Below are 17,550 nucleotides of genomic sequence, written 5' to 3'. Positions count from 1 at the left end.
CACGAAGCGACTGTTGGTTATCTCAACGACAGTCGTTCTTTGTTCTGATAGGTCAAAGATATATCGCTAACTCGGCCGACGCAAGGGCCCGACCCCCGAGAAGCGGCCCCGGACACGACGAAGGGGTCCCGCGTGCCGCGAACCGGCACACGGGACCCCTCGGGCCCTCAGACGTCAGTAGTCGACCGCGTACGCCCCCAACAGGCTCTTCATCTCACTGTTGAACTCCGGGGAGATCCGCACCGAGTAGCGGTCCACGGCGTAGATCCGCGACTTCACCGGGTTGTCCACCCGGATCCGGACCGGGGTCTCCCCCTTGTGGGAGTTCAGGACCTGGCGCAGGTCCTCAACCAGTTCCGCGGTGAGCCTTTTCTCGTCCACGGTCAGCAGGACGGGCGGTTCGCCGTCGGACACGTGCGAGATGTCCAGGATCGACATCTCCGAGGCGAACATCGAGTAGGTGCCGTCCCGCTCGTTCAGACGGCCCTTGACGGTGACCGCGGTGTCCTCCAGCAGGGCCTCGACGTACAGCGGGTAGGTCTTGGGGAAGAACAGGACCTCCATGCTGGCGTCCAGGTCCTCCACCGTGGCGATCGCCCACTGGTTGCCCGCCTTGTTGACGCGCTTGTCCACCTTGGAGATCAGTCCGGAGATGCGCACCTCACCGCGCTCCCGGCTCAGCTCACCGGCGACGATCTGGGCGATGGAGGTGTCGCGCGAGCGGGCCAGGATGCGTTCGGCCCCGGCCAGCGGGTGACTGGACACGTACAGACCCAGCATCTCGCGCTCGAAGGCGAGCTTGGTCTTACGGTCCCACTCCTCGTCGCCCCACTGGATGTTCAGCCCGATCGGTGTGGAGTCGCCGCCCTCGTCACCGCCGCCGAACAGGTCGAACTGGCCGTGCGCCTCCTGTTTCTTGGAGCTGATCATGCCGTCGACCGCCGTCTCGTGGTGACGGTACAGCTCACGGCGGGGCTGGCCCAGGGAGTCGAAGGCGCCCGCCTTGATCAGGGACTCGATGACCCGCTTGTTGCAGGCGGCCAGCTCGATCTTGGACAGGAAGTCGGTGAAGGAGGTGTAGCGGCCCTTCTCGTTGCGGGTCTTGATGATGGAGTTGACGACGTTGGCGCCGACGTTGCGGACCGCGCCCATACCGAAGCGGATGTCCCGGCCGACCGGGGTGAAGCGCAGACCGGAGTCGTTGACGTCCGGCGGGAGGACCTTGATGCCCTGGGCCCGGCACTCGGCCAGGTAGACGGCCATCTTGTCCTTGTCGTCACTGACCGAGGTGAGCAGCGCCGCCATGTACGCGGCGGGGTAGTTGGCCTTGAGGTAGGCGGTCCAGTACGCGACGAGGGCGTACCCGGCGGCGTGCGACTTGTTGAACGCGTACCCGGCGAAGGGGAGCATGACGTCCCACAGGGCCTGGGTGGCCTCCTTGGAGAATCCGCGTTCGGCCGCGCCGGGGAAGAACTTGGCCTCCTCCGCCTCCAGGGCCTCCTTCTTCTTCTTGCCCATGGCGCGACGCATCAGGTCGGCGCCGCCCAGCGTGTACCCGGCCAACTGCTGGGCGATGGCCATGATCTGCTCCTGGTAGACGATCAGGTGGTACGTCTCTCCCAGAATCGGGTCCAGGGCGTCCTTGAGCTCCGGGTGGATCGGGGTGATCTCCTGGCGCCCGTTCGACCGGTCGGCGTAGTCGTTGTGCGCGTTGGCCGCCATCGGACCGGGTCGGTACAGGGAGATCACGGCGGTCAGGTCACCGAACTGCTTCGGCTCCATCCGGCGCAGCAGGTTGCGCATCGCGCCGCCGTCCAACTGGAACACGCCCAGGGTGTCGCCGCGCGAGAGGAGGTCGAAGGTCTTCTTGTCGTCCAGGGGGACCTGCCCCAGATCGATGTCGACGCCCTCGGACTCCTTGATGCTCTTGACCGCGTCGTCCATGATCGTGAGGTTGCGCAGACCCAGGAAGTCCATCTTGAGCAGACCCATGTCCTCGCACTGAGGGTAGGGAAAGCCGGTGATGATGGCGCCGTCGGTGTCGCGCTTGTGCACCGGGATGACATCGAGCAGCGGGTCCCGTGACAGGATGACGCCCGCCGCGTGCACGCCGGTGCCGCGGGTCAGACCCTCGATGCCCCGAGCGGTCTCCATGACCTTGGCGACCTGGGGGTCGTTGTCGATGAGGCTGCGCAGCTCGGTGGTCTCCGGGTAGCGCTCGTGCTCGGTGTTGTACACGGCGTCGAGCGGAATCTCGTTGCCGCCGACCGGAGCCGGGAACGCCTTGGTGATCTGGTCACCGGTGGAGTAGGGCATGCCGAGGATGCGGGTGGAGTCCTTGATCGCGGCCTTGGCCTTGATGGTGCCGAAGGTGAGGATCTGGGCGACGCGCTCCTCGCCGTACAGATCCGTGACGTAGTCGATCATCTCGGCGCGCCGACGCTCGTCGAAGTCGAGGTCGATATCGGGCATGGAGACGCGTTCGGGGTTGAGGAACCGCTCGAACAGCAGACCGTGTTCCAGGGGGTTCAGGTCGGTGATGCCCAGGACGTAGGCGACCATCGAGCCCGCCGCCGAACCACGGCCCGGCCCCAGCGCGATCCCCGTCTTGCGCGCGTGCTGACAGATGTCGGCGACCACCAGGAAGTAGGCCGGGAAACCCATCTCGTTGATGATGCCGAGTTCGTACTCGACCCTCCGGCGCGCTTCCTCGGTCGGACCGTCGGGGTAGCGGTTGTGGAGTCCCTTCTCGACCTCCTTGGCCAGCCAGGAGGATTCGGTCTCCCCCTCGGGGATGGGGAAGGCGGGCATCAGGTCGCGGTGCGCGAACACCGAGTCATAGGCGTCCGGTGCGATGCGCTCGGCGATGAGCAGGGTGTTCTTGCACCCCTGGGCCCACTCGTCGAAGTCGAGGATGCCGCGCATCTCGTCGGCGCTCTTGAGGTAGTAGCCCGACCCGTTGAAACGGAACCGGGTGGGGTCGTCCAGGTTCTTGCCCACACCCACGGCCAGCAGGGCGTCGTGCGCGGCGGCCTGGCTCTCGTAGACGTAGTGGGAGTCGTTGGTGACCAGTGGCGGGATGTTCAGCTCCCGACCGACCTTGAGCAGGCCGTCGCGGACCTCCTTCTCGATGTCCACGCCGTGGTCCATCAGTTCCAGGAAGACGTTCTCGCGGCCGAAGATGTCCTGGAGCTTGGCGGCGTACTCGATCGCCTCCTTCTCCTGGCCCAGGCGCAGACGGGTCTGCACACCGCCGGAGGGGCAGCCGGTGCTGACGATGATGCCCTCGCTGTGCTCGGCCATGAGCTCCAGGTCCATGCGGGGCTTCATGTAGTAGCCCTCGATGGAGGCGAGGGAGGACATCTTGAACAGGTTGCGCAGCCCGGTCTCGTTCTCCGCGAGCATCGTCATGTGCAGGTAGCGGCCGCCACCGGAGATGTCCTTGCCGCCCTCGGCCGCGACGTCGTCGGAGCCGCTGGCCCGGCCCCAGAAGACGCGCTTCTTGTGGAAGCGGGACTCCGGGGCGACGTAGGCCTCGATCCCGATGATGGGCTTGACCCCGGTGCCCTTGGACTGCTGGAAGAACTCGTAGGCCCCGAACATGTTGCCGTGGTCGGTCATGGCGACCGCCGGCATGCCCAACCGCGCGGCCTCCTTGTACAGGGGCTTGAGTTTCGCGGCGCCGTCCAGCATCGAGTACTCGGTGTGGACGTGCAGATGGGTGAAGGAGTCAGCCATGGCTCGGGTGCCCCCAGGAGGGTCGACGGACGGGTGATGCTCCTGAGCCTACGACTTTCCCACGACTCTCGCGGCCCCCTGTGGACAACCGAAACGGGTCCCCCACTGATCAGCGCGGGACCCGCCCGACGAGCCGCGATCTAGATCACGACATCGTTCTCACGGACGTAGTGGCGGACGAAGGCGTCCATCTCGCCCTTCGTGAACCGCAGCGGCTCGGCCACCGGGTTCTTGGAGTCGCGGATGGCGACCATCTCGGGGGTGTTCGCGACGAGGACGCAGGACTCCTCGTCACCGTCGGAGTCGTTGTTGCCACCGCAGGGCTTCACCCAGTCAGCCCCACTCAGGTTGATGTCGTACAGGTCGTGCACGAAACCTCCTCGGTTCTCCGCCAACAGCGGGCCTCCGCAGCAGGGGAGTGACCTCTTGCTCGCGGCTGCCGTATCGGTGCCCCCGCGAACAGCAGTGAACACGTCTTCCCTGCTCACAATGACGGCCCCGCGCTCACGAGCGGCCATAGGGGATTCGGGCATCTCGACCACCCGCTCACGGCTGGGTTGTGACCAGGGCTGGCCGCTCTGGGCTCAGGTCCCCCGGCACATGGCCTGAGCCCCGGGAGGCACCGTCACGGAACACGTCGGCTGGTGACCGGGGCCCCGGTCACCAGCCGACGAGAGGGATCAGGCGCACTTGGCAGAGGCGAGGAAGGCGTCCCACTCCCCCGCGCCGAAGGAGAAGTAGCCCAGCCCGGGGTTCTTGGAGTCCCGCAGGTTCATGTGGCAGTCACCCTGGGCCACCTCCACGCACTCCCCGCCTTGGGCGCTGCTGTAGGAGGACTTCCGCCAATCCAACGCGACCTCGACGCAGTCACCACCCTTGCTCCCGCTGTAGCTGGACTTCCACCACCCAGACTCGGGAAGTTTCCGTGGCTTGGTCATAGGTCTCTCGCAATCCCCATCATCAGCTCAACAGAGGCACGGGGCGCCAATGCCTGCATGCAGAGAACATCGAACGCCTGTCGCATCGGGAGGACATCCTTCGCCTGGTTGGACATTGTGGCAGCCCCGCCAGCCTCGATGTACAGCAGTGGGTCATCGTCGACGAAGTCGAGGAGGTTCCACGACCCATCCAGCCCGGCATGTTCAGTCGCCTCGATCGGCACGATCCCGAGATTCACAACGTGATTCTCGACCAGCTCAATGAGCCGTTCGATCTGCTCTCTCAGCACGGCAGCGCCACCGATCGGACGTCGGACTACGGTCCCATCGATGACTGCGAACACCGTTAGCGGGCATTCGCGTCGAAGGATGTGCTGACGCTGGACCCTAGCCGTGGTCCGCCGCTCGACTTCATCGTCACCCATGTATGGGCGATCGCAGCTGAGGACAGCTCGCGCATATGCCTCGGTTTGGAAAAGCCCTGGCACTGTCTGTGACTGGAAGGCGTAGATGGACGTGGCCTCTGCTTCAAGCACGGCATAGGGCCTGAACCACGAGGGTTAGGGGTCGTTGGCGCTCTCCAGGAGCGGCAGTATCCGGCTGAGGGCACCCCCGGTGTCCAGCACCTGGTCGCAGTACTCGGTGAACCTGGACGTGACCCTGTCCCCCTCGCGGGCGTCCAGCGGCGACCGTTTGGCGGTCTCGATCATCGAGACCATGGACTTGGAGTACGGGATGAGGTCGGCGAGCTGGGCCTGCGTGAGCCCCGCCGCCTCCCGGTACCGCTTGAGTTCACTCGCGTAGTACCGCAGAGCCAGCGGAGTCGCGCGCTGCGGTTCGTCCGCTTCCTCATCAGGCACGAGGTGCAGATCGGTCATGGCTGGCTCTCCGGAGGGGGTGAGGGGTGACACCGACCCCGATGAATCGGCAATCTCAGCGTAGTTCCGTGATCACCTTCGGTGGAGGTTTTCCACAGGCCGGGTTCGGTCACCTGGTCACAGTCGCTCCGGCCACGCTCACAGTGGATCGCGCGAAACCACAACACTCCACAGGCCCCTGCGGCATTTCGGACGGGAATCCACTGATCAATGGGTGAGCAGGAACCAGTAGCGCAGGGTGACACCTCTGTCGCAGTCTCGACGCATGGAGAACACCACCGCGCAGCGCGTCCACCCCTTCGCCATCACACACGACGACCTACGATCCGAGGCCGACGCCCTGGCCGCCGAACAGGCACCGCGACGGTTCGCCATCCTCGCCCTGGACCACGACGAGCAGGACGGCGTCATCCTCGCCTGGGGACCGCGTTTCGGAGACGGCCGTGTCGTCCTCACCGGAGAGACCGCACCGATTCGCGGCACGTTCGGTTCCCTGGACTCCGCGCTCCGACTCTTCCGGTACGGCGGGGACACCACATACGTCACCTGGATCGACCCGGCCCCGGAGCCGATCCCAGAGGACTAACGTCCCCGGACCGCGCGGGCGACGTCGCGCAGCCAGGACTCGCGGAAGGTCGGCTCACCGGTGAGGATCGCGTGGATCTCCTCGCGCACCTCACGTGTGCGGCCGTGCCGGTAGAGGGCGACCGCCTGGGCCAGCCCCCTGCGCGCCTCCTCGTCATGGCGGGGAGCGGTCACCTCCGGATCGGCCCAACGGGTCCGCCGGAAGGAGTGGGCGGTCTTGGGCTGGTGGTTGCCCAGGTACTGCCACAGCCCCAGTTCGATCGAGACGTTGCGCACGGCCCTGCCCGGCAGCTCCCCGACCCAGTCCTTGTGCTGCTGCCACCGCCAGGTGTTCGGGCTGGTCTTTCCACGGGCGGTGATCCCCAGGTAGCGGATCTTGGCGCGGATCACGTTCCAGGAGGCGCGCTCGTCATCGATCCAGTCACGCAGCTCGCGGTGGAGGTTGGTGAACGTCGACCCGTGCAGGACGAGGTCGGCGAAGACCACCGGTCGGCGTCGCGCGGCGAGCTCCCCCGGGGACAGCCCCGAGGCGGCGAGGTTGACGCGCAGTCGGGCGCGCTCCTGCCGGGTGAGCCCCATCCCGTCGAGACCGTACAGGGACAGGGGGAGCTGGTTGAGCCGCGACGTGTGAGGGGTGTCCGCGAGCGCTCCGCTGAGCAGGTCGAACACGCTGTCGGCGGACCGGCCGACGAAGTACAGGTCACCGTCGAGGCTGCGGGCGAGAACTTTGGCGGCGCACTCGATGATCCAGGGCAGGTACGGGTGGGCGTGGTCGAGCCCGTCGAGCAGCGAGCCGAGCCGGTCGCCACGGGCGATGTTCCAGCGGAAGGGGCGGATCGGTTCCATGAGGCGGCATTGAAACAGGGCGGTCGTGGACGGGACAACCGGTTTCCGCGCGCCCGTGGACGGCCGACCTGCTAACGTCCGGCGGACAGAGCGGATTCGCCCCGCCTCCCCAGCGAGAGGTCCTTCCATGCGTTCGACCGCCACCCTGGTGCTGGCCTCCTCGGGTGTGCCCCGGATGCCCGCGGCGTCGGTGGTCTCGCCCTCGGTTCCGGGCCCGCCCGGCCCCGGTGAGGTGCGGTTCGCGACCTTCAACACCGCTCTGACCCGCCCGGCGGCCGAAGCGCTGCTGGCGGAGCTGGCCGGGCCGGGCGGCGCGCAGCTCCGCAACGTCGCCGAGATCGTCCAGCGCGTGCGCCCCGACGTCCTGCTCGTCAACGAGTTCGACCACGACCCGGACGGGATCGGGCCGCGCCTGTTCCAGGACCGCTACCTGTCGGTGGGACACCGCGGCGCCCGGGGGATCGAGTACCCGTACGTGTACACGGCGCCCGTCAACACCGGGGTGGCCTCGGGGGTGGACCTGGACGGCGACGGCCGGGCGGTGACCGAACCCGGCAGTGCCGCCTACGCCGGGGACGCGTTCGGGTTCGGGCTGTTCCCGGGCCAGTACGGCATGGTCCTGTTCTCGCGGTATCCGATCCTCACCGACCGGGTGCGCACCTTCCGGACGTTCCGCTGGGCGGACCTGCCGGGGGCGCTGCTGCCGGTGCGCCCCGGCACGGGCGCGCCGTTCCACTCGGAGGAGGCGCTGGAGGTCCTGCGCCTGTCCTCCAAGAGTCACTGGGACGTTCCGGTGGACGTGGGCGGACGGCGTCCGGTGCACGTGCTGGCGAGCCACCCCACCCCGCCCGCCTTCGACGGCCCCGAGCGGCGGAACGTGCTGCGCAACCACGACGAGATCCGGTTCTGGGTCGACTACCTGTCCCCGGACGCCGGGCACCTGTACGACGACGGGGGACGGCGGGGCGGATTGGCGCCGGAAGCCCCGTTCGTCGTCGCGGGGGATCTGAACGCCGACCCGGCGGCGGGGGACGGGCACTCCAAGGCGATCACCCGGCTGTTGGAGCATCCCCGTGTGCGGGACGTGGAACCCGCCAGCCGGGGCGGCCTCGGTGCCGCCGCCCTGGACGCGGGGGCGGCTCCACCCGAGGGCCACCTGCGCGCGGACTACGTGCTGCCGTCGGCGGAACTGCCCGTGGGGCGGGCGGGAGTGTTCTGGCCCGCGGCGGACGATCCGCTGTTCCGGCTGACCGGCGACCACCCCTTCCCCAGCTCGGACCACCGGCTGGTGTGGGTGGACGTGGGGCGCCCCTGAGCGGGTGGGGTCAGGACCTCTTCGGTCGACGTCTCCAGAGCACCCGCAGCGGCTGGGTGACCACCCCGTAGAAGGCGAGAGCGGTCAGGGGGACGGCCGTGACGATCAGCGCGACGAACCACGCGTCAGCTCCTTCGACGTCCTTCACGGTCACGACGTCGCCCGGGTCGTCGTGGCTCCGGAAGACCTCGATCTCCTCCCCCTCCTCCACGTCGGAGGCGAGGTTGTCGACCTCCCGCACATACTCGGTGCCCCGCACCACGTAGGAGATCTCTCCGTCCTCGTTCCGACACCCGCGCCCGTTGCATGGCCAGACGTCCACCACCGTGGCCGTGGTGAGCCTGGGGTTGTCGACCGGGGTCGGGTCCACGACGGCGATGGGCACCAGGACACCGAACGTGATCAGGGTGATGAAACAGAACAGTATTCCCCGGTCGCTGAGGAACGTGTCGAGTGACAGGTCGATCACACCGCGCTGTCCGGGGATCTCGCGTTGGTCCCTGGACACCCTCAGGTGCAGAAGGAAGAAAGCGACGCCGAGAGCCAGTGAGACGGCCGCGACGGCGGCGGCCGTCCCGACCGGACGCCGAGCCCCGTCGATCGCCACCAGGGGGTCGGGGCCGGGCACCACCTCGACGGCGACAGGGGATCCGTGGGCACGGGGCGCGTCGCTGAGGACGGGATCGGCACGCCACTCCCCGTTCCACTCGTGCCACACGTACTGGTCGTCAGCGAGGAACCAGATGGCCCGCGCGGTACCGTCCTCGCCCCGGGTATCGAGCGCGTGGTTCTCCAACACCCAGACCCCAGCGAACACCACGGCAGCCAGACCCACGAGAAGACACAGCAGAGCGGGGAGCAGCCAGCGGTTCGCCTCCCTGCGCAACTTCTCACGGCGCTCTCCGTCCCGGCACCGCCCTGCCTCCGAGGGCGGCTCGGGGGGGACGGACTTCCTCCGTCGCCGGGACCGGGCCATACTCTCTCCCTCCGCGGCCCGTGCGGGGACAGGATCCGGACCACGGGGAATGGGACGCGGTTCCGAACCGGACGGTTCCCCGAATCGTGGAATCGGAGCCGGTCAGCGCCGCCCTTCGGCCTCCTCCTGGGCGGCGGCCAACCCGGCGCTGATGACGCTGTCCATGATCGCGGCGAGCCGGTCGGCGCCCAGGCGCGGCGCGTGTTCGGCCATGCGCTCGACCAGTTCGCGCTCGCGGCGCTCGTCGCGTCCGGCGAAGTAGCCGACCGGCTTGAGCCGCTGGACCTGGGCGGCGACGAGGGCGCGGCGCTCCAGGAGCTCGGCGAGTTCGGCGTCCATCTGGTCGATGCGGCCGCGCAGGTGGCTGATCCGCTCGTCGGCGGTGGGCTCGGGCGTGGTGGCCGGACGGTGCACGGTGTTCTCCAACGGGTGTGGACGTGGTGCGGCCGAACGTCCCGCCGGGGTTCCGTCGATGGGGAGCATCGGCCGCCTGAAAGACGAAGGAGCACCGGGGCGTTGCCCGAGTGCTCCGTTGCCGACGATCCCTGTGTCCGCCTACGTGTCAGCGGCCGACGGGACCGTCGGCTGGCTAAACACGAAATAGCGGTGGATCATGGCGCCGATACTACCGTCTTGTCTCCCCCGGCGGCTACGAGCCGGCCTCGGGCAGTTTGAGCTGCACCATGATGGCGGTTCCCTCGGCGGTGACCTCGCCGCCGGCGCGGATCTCGCCGGAGACGAACACCTTGCGCCGCTCCACGCCGGTCACGCGCGAGGTGATCTCCAACGGGGTGAACAGCGGGGTGGGTCTGCGGTAGTCCACTTCGAGTCTGGCGGTGAGGCCGGGCATGCCCGCGACGGCGGCGGCGCTGCCGACGGCCTGGTCGAGCAGGGCGGCGACCCACCCGCCGTGGACCAGCCCGGGCGGCCCCTGGTAGACGGTGTTGAGGGTGACCTCGCCGCGCAGGCCCTCGGCGGTGCGCTCCAGGGAGAGCGGCGGGGCGGCGGGGTTGGTGTCGCCCGCGACGATGTTGGTGATGGTGCCGTACTCGGTGGTGCCGTCCCGCAGGTCTCGCTCGACCATGGCGCCGACCTGGCGGCGGGCGACGTTGAGTCGGTCGGTGAGCGTCTCGACGGTGGCGGCGGCCTCGGCGAGGGTGGCTGGGTCCGCTTCGGTGTTGGCGACGGCGTCGAGGAGGTCGTGGACGCGGGCCACCAGGGAGCGCAGCTCCGGGGGGATGTCGGCGCCGTTGACGACGGGGAGGCCGAACTCCCGGGGGTCGGGCAGTGCGGAGACCGGCTGCGTGTTGACCGTCATGTGTTCCTCGTCGGGTCGGGTGTGCACGGGGCGGCGGGGGGCACGAACTCAAAACCGAATCCTACTCGGTGGTATTCCAGGAAGACGTCTCGTGCCCTGCGCTTTCGGCCACACCCCGTCCCACGGACACCGGTCAGCCCAGGTGGCGCACCATGTGCAGGTGGGGGATGCCCGCGTCCAGGAACTCCTCGCCGTGGGCGGTGTAGCCGAGCCGTTCGTAGAAACCGAGCGCGTGGGTCTGGGCGTGCAGCTCGACCGTCGTGAGCCCGCATTCCCTGGCGCGGTCCTCCACGGCGCGCACCAGGGCCGCGCCGGTACCGGTCCCCCGTCCCTCGGGCAGGACGGCCAGCCGACCGAGCACGCCGACCCCCCCGCCCTGGTCCACGAGCCGGACCGTGCCCACGGGGACACCGTCGACTAGGGCGAGGAGGTGGTCGGCGGTCGCGTCGCGCTCGTCCCACTCCTCCTCGATGGGCACCCGCTGCTCGCAGACGAACACGGCGCCCCGGATGACGAACACGGCGGCGCGGTCGCGCTCGTCCACGGCCAGGCGGATCAGGGGTTCGGTACTGGTCATGTCCGCAGACTAACCGGCCCCGGAACCGGGCGACCCCCGGACGCCCCACCTAGTCTTGGGGTATGGGCCAGCCCGAGACCGTCCACCCCCGTGTCGAGGACCCGCGCGTGGAGCACGCGCGCTACTGGCGTTTCTCCGGGCTTGCGGACACCGAACTGCTCACCGCGCGGTTCGTCACCACCACGTTCGTCCGCCACACCCACCCCACCTACACGATCGGGGTGATCACGGACGGGATCGAGGAGTACACCCACGCGCGCGGCCGCGCGCGCGTGGGTCCGGGCGGCCTGGCCGTGGTCGGCCCCGGCGAGGTGCACACGGGTCACGCCGGGGTTCCGGAGGGATGGAGCTACCGCGTCTTCTACCCCTCCCCCTCGGTGGTCGAGGACGTCGCCCGCGAACTGGGGATGCGCGGCACGCCCGCCTTCACGGACTCGGGCATCCACGCGCCCGAGGCCGCCCGGGTCCTGGCCCGGGCGCACCTGGCCGCCGAGCGGGGCGAACCGCTGGCCGCCTCCTCCCACGCCCGCCGGGGGCTGGGGCTGCTGCTGGGCTCCCACGGACGCGAACGCGCCGCCGAGCCGACCAGACACGCCGCCCGGCCGCAGGTCGCCCTGGCCCGCGAGGTGCTGGCGGAGCGGCTGGTGGACCCGCCCACGCTGGAGGAACTGGCCGCGCACGTGGGGATGGGTCCGTTCGCGCTGGCCCGGGCCTTCCGGGCCGCCCACGGCCTGCCGCCGCACGCCTACCTGAACCAGCTCAGAATCGACCGGGCCCGGTCCCTGCTGCGCTCCGGCCGCCGTGTGGGCGAGGTCGCCGCCGAGGTGGGCTTCGCCGACCAACCGCACCTGACCCGCCACTTCAAGCGCCACCTGGGGGTACCGCCCGGCACCTACCAGCGGGCGATCCTGGCCTCCTGACGCGCCCGGCGGGTCACCAGCCGCCGGGGCGCGGACCCCGCGCACGCAGGCGTTCGCGCAGCAGCGCCGGAACCTGCCGAAGGAAGTCACGAAGGGCAGGGGCACCCACCCGGCTCAGTACCCGGTTGAGCTGCCGCAGCAATCGGAGGTTCGGCCGCTGGAAGTTGTCGGTCAGTCGCAGAGTGTGCACCGCGTCGCCCCTACCGCCCCGCTCGACCACCTCGCTCAGGTGCTCCGCCAACCGGGACGGATCGTTCCAGTCGGCCATCATGGACACGATCCCGTCCACGCCGATGACGAAGACCGAGTCGGGCAGCGCGCCGTAGTCGCGGGGCATCGTCCCCTCGACGTCGTCGACGAGGACCGTGCGCGCCATGCTCTCCAGTCTGACCAGGTCGTGGGCGTGGCGCAGTTTCTGGTCGAACTCCCTGTGGGCCGGGTACCTCCGCCCGGGGTGGGCCTCCCGCACGTAGACGACGTAGAAGTCGACGTCTCCGGAGAACCGCCGCGCCAGCGCGGCCATGGGCTCCAGCTTGTCCACGAAGATCGGGCAGCTAATGCTGCCGAACTCGATCACGACCGGCCATTCACGCCACAGTGAGGACAGCTCGATCGACCGTCCCTCCACGTCGTACAGGGTGGCGTCGATGGCTTGCCGCCCCACCCCCCACCCGGCGGCGCTCCTTGCCGGAGACGTAGTGGTCGACGGAGAAGTGTGGGTGGTCGTCATTCGTCGCCCGCTCCATGGGATCCTCCCCAAACGCCGGAACGCGTGGCCGTGAAGCATGCCCCCATCACCTCCCCCGTTCCCCCCGAATGACCCCAGCCGAGAGCGCAAGAACGTTCAAGACCCGGACCGGTGCGCGTACCTACCGTCGGTGGACGTGAAAGCTCCCTCGTTCCTTCGCTCCACCGCCGTGCGCGACGGCATCGGGCTCGGCGTCGCCGTGGGCGCCGCCGGCCTGGCCTTCGGCACCGCAGCGGTGACCGCCGGGCTCTCCCCCGCACAGGCGGTGTTCCTGAGTCTGTTCACCTTCACCGGCGCGTCCCAGTTCGCCCTGGTCGGCGTGGTCGCCGGAGGCGGAAGTCTGGTCGCGGGCGTGCTCGGGGCCCTGCTGCTCGGCGCCCGCAACACCCTCTACGGCCTCCGCCTGGCCGACGTCCTGGGGTGGCGCGGTGTGCGGCGGGCCGTCGCGGCGCACGGGGTCATCGACGAGACCGCCGCGATGACCCTGCCCCACACCGACCGGACCGCGGCCCGCGAGGCGTTCACGGCCACCTACGTGGTCCTGGGCGCGTTCTGGACGGCCACGACCCTGGTGGGATCGCTGGCCACGGACCGGGTGGCCGACGTGTCCGCGTTCGGACTCGACGCGGTGGGACCGGCGGTCTTCCTCGGGCTGCTGTGGCCCCGGCTCCGCGACGGGGGCGCACGGGTGCGCGTGATCGCCCTGCTCGGCGCGGGTGTCGCACTGGCCACCACGCCCCTGCTGCCGCCCGGGGTGCCGGTGCTGCTGGCCGCCGCGGCCGCTCTGGTCGGACTCCTGGGTCCCGGCGCCGAACCCGTGTCCCGGCCCGACCGCGTGTCCGTCGAGGAGGGCCGGCCATGACCCTGTGGATCTCGCTGATCGCCACCGCCGCCGGGTGCTACCTGCTCAAGTACGCCGGACTCGCCGCCCCTCGCCGACTGTTGGACATCCCCTGGCTCCAGCGGTTCGCCACGGCCGTGCCGATCGCGCTGCTCGCCGCGCTGATCGCCGTGGAGGCGCTGCGGGGCGAGGGCCAGGCGCTGGCCTGGGACACCGCGCGGATGGGTGGGCTCGGCGCCGCCGTGCTCGCCCTCGTCCTGCGGGCGCCCTTCCTCGTCGTGGTGGTGGCCGCGGCGGCCACCACGGCCGCGCTCCGGTGGTGGGGGGCGGGCTGAGGCCCGGACGCGACGGGGCCCGCCCCAGGCACTCTCACTCCGCGTAGGCCGCGGCGGACTCCCGCAGCGCGCGCACGACGGCGCGGATGGCGGGCCGCCGCGAGCCGTCGCTCCGCCAGAACACGTACACCTGGCGGACCAGGGCGGGCTGGACGGGCACGATCCGCACCCCCTCGGGTACGGGGCCCCGCCCCAGTCGGGGCATGACCGCGGCGCCGATCCCGGCGGCGATGAGCGCCAGTTTGGTCTGGTGCTCCTCGACGTTGTGGATGATGACGGGTTCGGCGCCGCGTGAGCGGATCATGTCGTGCAGCCAGTCGTCACAGATCGACCTGCGCGACCAGCTGATCCACGGCAGGGTGAGGATCTCGTCCAGGTCCAGCAGCTCGCGGTGGGCCAGGGGGTGGTCGGCGGGCAGTGCGATGTCGCCGACATCCTCCATGAGCGGCGCCCGGCTCATACCGCTGGGCAGATCCAGCGGGGCGCCGTCCCAGTCCACGACCATGGCCAGGTCGGCGTCCCCGCGCGCCATGGCGGGCAGGCTCTCGTGCGGTTCCTCCTCGTGCAGTTCCAGGCGCAGCCGGGGGTGGGCCTCGCGCAGGGAGACCAGGGCGTGCGGCAGGAGTCCGCGCACGGCGGTGGGGGTGGCCGACAGGCGCAGGTGCCCGACGACGTCGTCGCGGTGGGCCTCCAGTTCGGCCTCGGCCCGCTGGACCAGGGACAGGATGCGGGCCGTGTGCTCGACGAGGAGCTCGGCGGCGTCGGTGAGGCGCACGCCCCGCCCGGTCCGTTCCACGAGGGGTTGGCCGACCTCGCGTTCCAGTTTGGTCAGCTGCTGGGAGACGGCGGAGTTGGTGACGTGGAGGGCCTGGGAGGCCGCGCTGAGGGATCCGTGCGCGGCGACGGCGTGGAGGACCCGGAGCCGGTCGACACTAAGCATGTAAGCGACTCTAATTCATGACTTAAGGAATTATAAGTAGACCTAAGACATCCGACGACGGTACAACGGTCGCATGTCCGTGCTCTCCCCGCCCCCGACCACGTCCGGGACCACCGCCCGCGTGCTGTCCGACTGGCGCGTCAAGTTCGTCCTCCTGGCCCTGATCTGGGGCACCAGCTTCGTCTTCATCAAGATCGGCGCCCAGGCTCTGGCTCCGGCCCAGCTCACCCTGGGGCGGATGGTCTGCGGGGCGCTCCCGCTCCTGGCCGTCCTCCTGCTGCGCGGCGGTCGGCTGCCCCGCTCACCCAGGCTCTGGGGCCACCTGTTGGTGACCGCGCTGCTGCTGAACACCGTGCCGTTCACGCTGTTCGGCTACGCCGCGCAGCTCATCCCCTCCGCGCTCATGGGCATCGTGAACGCCTCCACGCCGCTGTTCGCCGTGGTGTTCTCCATGCTCCTGCTGGCCGACGAGCGTCCCGACCGCGACCGGTTCCTGGGGCTGGCCATCGGCTTCGTCGGCGTCCTCACCGTGTTCGGGGTGTGGAACTCCCTGAGCGAGGTGTCGGTCGGCGGCCGGGACGCGCTGGTCGGCATGCTGCTCGTGGTGGGTGCGACCGCCTGCTACGGGCTCGGCACGCCCTACCTCCGGCGCTTCGTGGCGGGCAGTTCGCACGGCGCCCTGGAGCTGAGCACACTCCAACTCCTGCTGGGCGCGGTACCGCTGGCCGTCCTGGTGCCGCTGACCACCGACGCGCCCACGGAGCTGGACTGGCGGGTGGTCGTCTCGGTGGTCGCGCTGGGCGCCCTGGGCACCGGGCTGGCCTACATCCTCCAGTACGCCATCGTGCGCGCCGCGGGCGCCACCGTGGCCACGACGGTCACCTACGTGGCGCCGGTCGTGGCGATCGCGGCGGGCATCGTGCTCATGGGCGAGACACTGACGTGGAACCAGCCGCTGGGCGCCGCGGTCATCATCCTCGGCGCGGCCCTGTGCCAGGGGGTTCTGCGCACCCGGCGCGTCCCGTCCCGGCACACGTGAGGGGCGGCCGGGCGGGAACCCCCGTCCGACCGCCCCCCGGAGCGTGTGGCGGCTCAGTCCTCGCGGAGCGCCTCCACCGCCGCCGCGAGGTCGTCCGGGTAGGGACTGGTGAACTCCACCGGGCGGTGCTCGGTCGGGTGGTCGAAGCCCAGCCGGACCGCGTGCAGCCACTGGCGGCGCACGCCCAACCGCTCGGCGAGCGTGGGATCGGCGCCGTAGAGCATGTCCCCCACGCACGGGTGGCGCAGCGCCGACATGTGCACCCGGATCTGGTGCGTGCGCCCGGTCTCCAGCTTGATCTCCAGCAGGCTGGCGGCCCGGAACGCCTCCTGGGTGTCGTAGTGGGTGATCGAGGGGCGGCCCCCCGCGACCACGGCCCAGCGCCCGTCCCCGGAGGGGTGCCGGTCGATCGGCGCGTCGACGGTGCCGCGCAGCGGGTCGGGGTGCCCCTGGACCAGCGTGTGGTAGCGCTTGTCCACGGTGCGCTCCTTGAACGCCCGCTTGAGCACGCTGTAGGCGGTCTCGCTCTTGGCCACGACCATCAGACCGGTGGTGTTGGCGTCCAGGCGGTGCACGATCCCCTGCCGCTCGGCCGCTCCGCTGGTCGCCACCTGGACACCGGAGGCGAGCAGCCCCTCCAGGACGCTCGGGCCGGTCCAGCCCACGGTGGGGTGGGCGACCACCCCGACCGGCTTGTCCACGACGATGATGTCGGCGTCCTCGTGCACGATCCGCAGACCCGGCACGGGCTCGGGGCGCGGCACCGGCGCGGTGGGCGGCGGCGGGAGCGTGATCTCCAGCCAGGCCCCGGCCTGGACCCGGTCGGACTTGCCCGCCTCGGATCCGTCGACCAGGACGCTGCCGTCGAGGATGAGTTCGGCCGCGCGGGTGCGCGACAGGCCGAACATGCGGGCGATCGCGGCGTCGAGCCGGTCACCCTCCAGCCCGTCGGGCACCGGCAGGCTCCGTGTGTCGGTCACTTGCCCCTCCCCCCGTCGGTGTCCTCGTCCGAACGCCCGGCCCGGCCGTCCTTCTTCTCGTCCGCGGCCAGACTGCCGTCCAGGTTGATCCCCCGGAAGGTCAGCAGCACCACCAGGCACGCACCCACCACGACGCAGGAGTCGGCGATGTTGAACACCGGCCAGTACGGCACGCGGATGAAGTCGACGACCGCGCCGTGCAAGGGGGCGGGGTCGCGGAAGAGGCGGTCCAGGAGGTTCCCGGCCGCCCCGCCCATCATCAGACCGAGGGTGACCCCCCACCAGACGTTGCGCACGCGCAGGCCCATGTAGGCGATGACGCCCACCACGACGGTGGCGATGGCGGTGAACACCCACGTGTGGTCGGTGCCCAGCGAGAACGCGGCCCCGGTGTTGTACACCAGTGTGAACTGGAGGAGTCCGCCGACCACGTCGACGCTCTCCCCCTCGGAGAAGGTCGACAGGACCCACTGCTTGGTGGCGAGGTCGGCGAGGACCGCGGCCAGCGCGACCGACAACAGGAGCAGGTACCTGCGCGGTCGCGCCTCGGCGGTGTCGGGCGTGGTCATGTTGCTG

General features: G+C 70.0%; 19 protein-coding genes and 1 pseudogene. 6 read left to right on the top strand and 14 right to left on the bottom strand.

Translation table 11 applies throughout. The features are described from left to right. Positions 1-174 precede the first annotated feature (174 nt). From dnaE to DVR05_RS08050, 5 genes and pseudogenes are all read right to left on the bottom strand, one after another. A complete protein-coding gene (gene dnaE, locus DVR05_RS08070) occupies positions 175-3,738 on the bottom strand; it encodes a DNA polymerase III subunit alpha (protein WP_116245191.1) in 3,564 nt (1,187 codons plus the stop codon). A 140-nt stretch (positions 3,739-3,878) separates the two neighbouring features. Next, complete coding sequence (locus tag DVR05_RS26960) at positions 3,879-4,109, bottom strand: DUF397 domain-containing protein (protein WP_198659085.1); 231 nt, start codon at positions 4,107-4,109, stop codon at positions 3,879-3,881. A 309-nt stretch (positions 4,110-4,418) separates the two neighbouring features. Beyond that, positions 4,419-4,676: a DUF397 domain-containing protein gene (locus DVR05_RS08060; protein ID WP_116245189.1), complete on the bottom strand. Its 258-nt coding sequence runs from the start codon at positions 4,674-4,676 to the stop codon at positions 4,419-4,421. Next, positions 4,673-5,215: pseudogene (locus DVR05_RS08055) on the bottom strand (DUF5753 domain-containing protein); the annotation flags it as partial. The pseudogene DVR05_RS08055 and the gene DVR05_RS08060, both read right to left, overlap by 4 nt. A 21-nt stretch (positions 5,216-5,236) precedes the next feature. Next, positions 5,237-5,554: a helix-turn-helix transcriptional regulator gene (locus DVR05_RS08050; RefSeq protein WP_116245187.1), complete on the bottom strand. Its 318-nt coding sequence runs from the start codon at positions 5,552-5,554 to the stop codon at positions 5,237-5,239. Positions 5,555-5,819: 265 nt separating this feature from the next. Here DVR05_RS08050 and DVR05_RS08045 point away from each other — a divergent pair, with 265 nt between their 5' ends. Further along, positions 5,820-6,140, top strand: a complete 321-nt coding sequence (locus DVR05_RS08045; RefSeq protein ID WP_116245186.1) for a hypothetical protein — start codon at positions 5,820-5,822, stop codon at positions 6,138-6,140. Here DVR05_RS08045 and DVR05_RS08040 read toward each other — a convergent pair. Beyond that, complete coding sequence (locus tag DVR05_RS08040) at positions 6,137-6,985, bottom strand: hypothetical protein (protein ID WP_116245185.1); 849 nt, start codon at positions 6,983-6,985, stop codon at positions 6,137-6,139. The two genes, DVR05_RS08045 and DVR05_RS08040, sit on opposite strands and share 4 nt — an antisense overlap. Positions 6,986-7,112: 127 nt before the next feature. On the opposite strand from DVR05_RS08040, the gene DVR05_RS08035 reads away from it, so the two are divergent. After that, entirely contained in the window at positions 7,113-8,300 is a 1,188-nt protein-coding gene (locus DVR05_RS08035; RefSeq protein ID WP_116245184.1) for an endonuclease/exonuclease/phosphatase family protein, read from the top strand. Between the two features lie 10 nt (positions 8,301-8,310). Here DVR05_RS08035 and DVR05_RS26535 read toward each other — a convergent pair whose 3' ends face one another. The 4 genes from DVR05_RS26535 to DVR05_RS08015 all read right to left on the bottom strand — a co-directional run bounded on the left by DVR05_RS26535 (position 8,311) and on the right by DVR05_RS08015 (position 11,171). Then, complete coding sequence (locus DVR05_RS26535) at positions 8,311-9,186, bottom strand: hypothetical protein (RefSeq protein ID WP_157982406.1); 876 nt, start codon at positions 9,184-9,186, stop codon at positions 8,311-8,313. Between the two features lie 192 nt (positions 9,187-9,378). After that, entirely contained in the window at positions 9,379-9,690 is a 312-nt protein-coding gene (locus tag DVR05_RS08025; RefSeq protein ID WP_116245347.1) for a chorismate mutase, read from the bottom strand. Positions 9,691-9,925: 235 nt separating this feature from the next. Then, a complete protein-coding gene (locus DVR05_RS08020) occupies positions 9,926-10,594 on the bottom strand; it encodes a PaaI family thioesterase (protein ID WP_116245182.1) in 669 nt (222 codons plus the stop codon). A gap of 133 nt (positions 10,595-10,727) precedes the next feature. Then, positions 10,728-11,171 carry a GNAT family N-acetyltransferase gene (locus tag DVR05_RS08015; RefSeq protein WP_116245181.1) on the bottom strand — a complete coding sequence of 148 codons (444 nt, stop codon included), beginning with the start codon at positions 11,169-11,171 and terminating at the stop codon, positions 10,728-10,730. A 62-nt stretch (positions 11,172-11,233) separates the two neighbouring features. Here DVR05_RS08015 and DVR05_RS08010 point away from each other — a divergent pair, with 62 nt between their 5' ends. Further along, entirely contained in the window at positions 11,234-12,091 is an 858-nt protein-coding gene (locus DVR05_RS08010) for an AraC family transcriptional regulator (RefSeq protein ID WP_116245180.1), read from the top strand. A 13-nt stretch (positions 12,092-12,104) separates the two neighbouring features. On the opposite strand, the gene DVR05_RS08005 is transcribed toward DVR05_RS08010, so the two are convergent. Then, a complete protein-coding gene (locus tag DVR05_RS08005; protein ID WP_157982405.1) occupies positions 12,105-12,755 on the bottom strand; it encodes a deiodinase-like protein in 651 nt (216 codons plus the stop codon). Positions 12,756-12,975: 220 nt separating this feature from the next. On the opposite strand from DVR05_RS08005, the gene DVR05_RS08000 reads away from it, so the two are divergent. Further along, entirely contained in the window at positions 12,976-13,701 is a 726-nt protein-coding gene (locus DVR05_RS08000) for an AzlC family ABC transporter permease (protein WP_232832030.1), read from the top strand. Continuing rightward, complete coding sequence (locus tag DVR05_RS07995) at positions 13,698-14,015, top strand: AzlD domain-containing protein (RefSeq protein WP_116245177.1); 318 nt, start codon at positions 13,698-13,700, stop codon at positions 14,013-14,015. The genes DVR05_RS08000 and DVR05_RS07995 overlap by 4 nt, the downstream gene beginning before the upstream one ends. 34 nt (positions 14,016-14,049) lie before the next feature. Here the strand turns inward: DVR05_RS07995 and DVR05_RS07990 are convergent, their stop codons facing one another. Then, positions 14,050-14,955, bottom strand: coding sequence for a LysR family transcriptional regulator (locus tag DVR05_RS07990; RefSeq protein ID WP_116245176.1), 906 nt, complete (start codon positions 14,953-14,955; stop codon positions 14,050-14,052). Positions 14,956-15,028: 73 nt separating this feature from the next. Here DVR05_RS07990 and DVR05_RS07985 point away from each other — a divergent pair, with 73 nt between their 5' ends. Further along, positions 15,029-15,994 carry a DMT family transporter gene (locus DVR05_RS07985; RefSeq protein WP_116245175.1) on the top strand — a complete coding sequence of 322 codons (966 nt, stop codon included), beginning with the start codon at positions 15,029-15,031 and terminating at the stop codon, positions 15,992-15,994. A gap of 53 nt (positions 15,995-16,047) precedes the next feature. Here the strand turns inward: DVR05_RS07985 and DVR05_RS07980 are convergent, their stop codons facing one another. Both DVR05_RS07980 and lspA read right to left on the bottom strand, forming a co-directional pair. Then, positions 16,048-16,974, bottom strand: a complete 927-nt coding sequence (locus DVR05_RS07980; protein ID WP_116245174.1) for an RluA family pseudouridine synthase — start codon at positions 16,972-16,974, stop codon at positions 16,048-16,050. Next, entirely contained in the window at positions 16,971-17,543 is a 573-nt protein-coding gene (lspA, locus tag DVR05_RS07975) for a signal peptidase II (RefSeq protein ID WP_116245173.1), read from the bottom strand. The genes DVR05_RS07980 and lspA overlap by 4 nt, the downstream gene beginning before the upstream one ends. Positions 17,544-17,550: the final 7 nt, after the last annotated feature.

The organism is Nocardiopsis sp. FIRDI 009 (assembly GCF_003386285.1).
Lineage (GTDB): Bacteria > Actinomycetota > Actinomycetes > Streptosporangiales > Streptosporangiaceae > Nocardiopsis.
The sequence above is the reverse complement of the archived record's forward strand: the minus strand, read 5'-3'. Positions and strand labels throughout refer to the sequence as shown.

Bases quoted from the DNA above. Each gene is read 5' to 3' on its own strand.
- DVR05_RS07995 (WP_116245177.1), top strand. From the start codon at position 13,698: ATGACCCTGTGGATCTCGCTGATCGCCACCGCCGCCGGGTGCTACCTG.
- DVR05_RS08035 (WP_116245184.1), top strand. From the start codon at position 7,113: ATGCGTTCGACCGCCACCCTGGTGCTGGCCTCCTCGGGTGTGCCCCGG.
- DVR05_RS08050 (WP_116245187.1), bottom strand. From the start codon at position 5,554: ATGACCGATCTGCACCTCGTGCCTGATGAGGAAGCGGACGAACCGCAG.
- DVR05_RS08040 (WP_116245185.1), bottom strand. From the start codon at position 6,985: ATGGAACCGATCCGCCCCTTCCGCTGGAACATCGCCCGTGGCGACCGG.
- DVR05_RS08045 (WP_116245186.1), top strand. From the start codon at position 5,820: ATGGAGAACACCACCGCGCAGCGCGTCCACCCCTTCGCCATCACACAC.
- DVR05_RS08015 (WP_116245181.1), bottom strand. From the start codon at position 11,171: ATGACCAGTACCGAACCCCTGATCCGCCTGGCCGTGGACGAGCGCGAC.
- DVR05_RS08060 (WP_116245189.1), bottom strand. From the start codon at position 4,676: ATGACCAAGCCACGGAAACTTCCCGAGTCTGGGTGGTGGAAGTCCAGC.
- DVR05_RS07985 (WP_116245175.1), top strand. From the start codon at position 15,029: ATGTCCGTGCTCTCCCCGCCCCCGACCACGTCCGGGACCACCGCCCGC.
- DVR05_RS08020 (WP_116245182.1), bottom strand. From the start codon at position 10,594: ATGACGGTCAACACGCAGCCGGTCTCCGCACTGCCCGACCCCCGGGAG.
- DVR05_RS08010 (WP_116245180.1), top strand. From the start codon at position 11,234: ATGGGCCAGCCCGAGACCGTCCACCCCCGTGTCGAGGACCCGCGCGTG.
- dnaE (WP_116245191.1), bottom strand. From the start codon at position 3,738: ATGGCTGACTCCTTCACCCATCTGCACGTCCACACCGAGTACTCGATG.
- DVR05_RS07990 (WP_116245176.1), bottom strand. From the start codon at position 14,955: ATGCTTAGTGTCGACCGGCTCCGGGTCCTCCACGCCGTCGCCGCGCAC.
- lspA (WP_116245173.1), bottom strand. From the start codon at position 17,543: ATGACCACGCCCGACACCGCCGAGGCGCGACCGCGCAGGTACCTGCTC.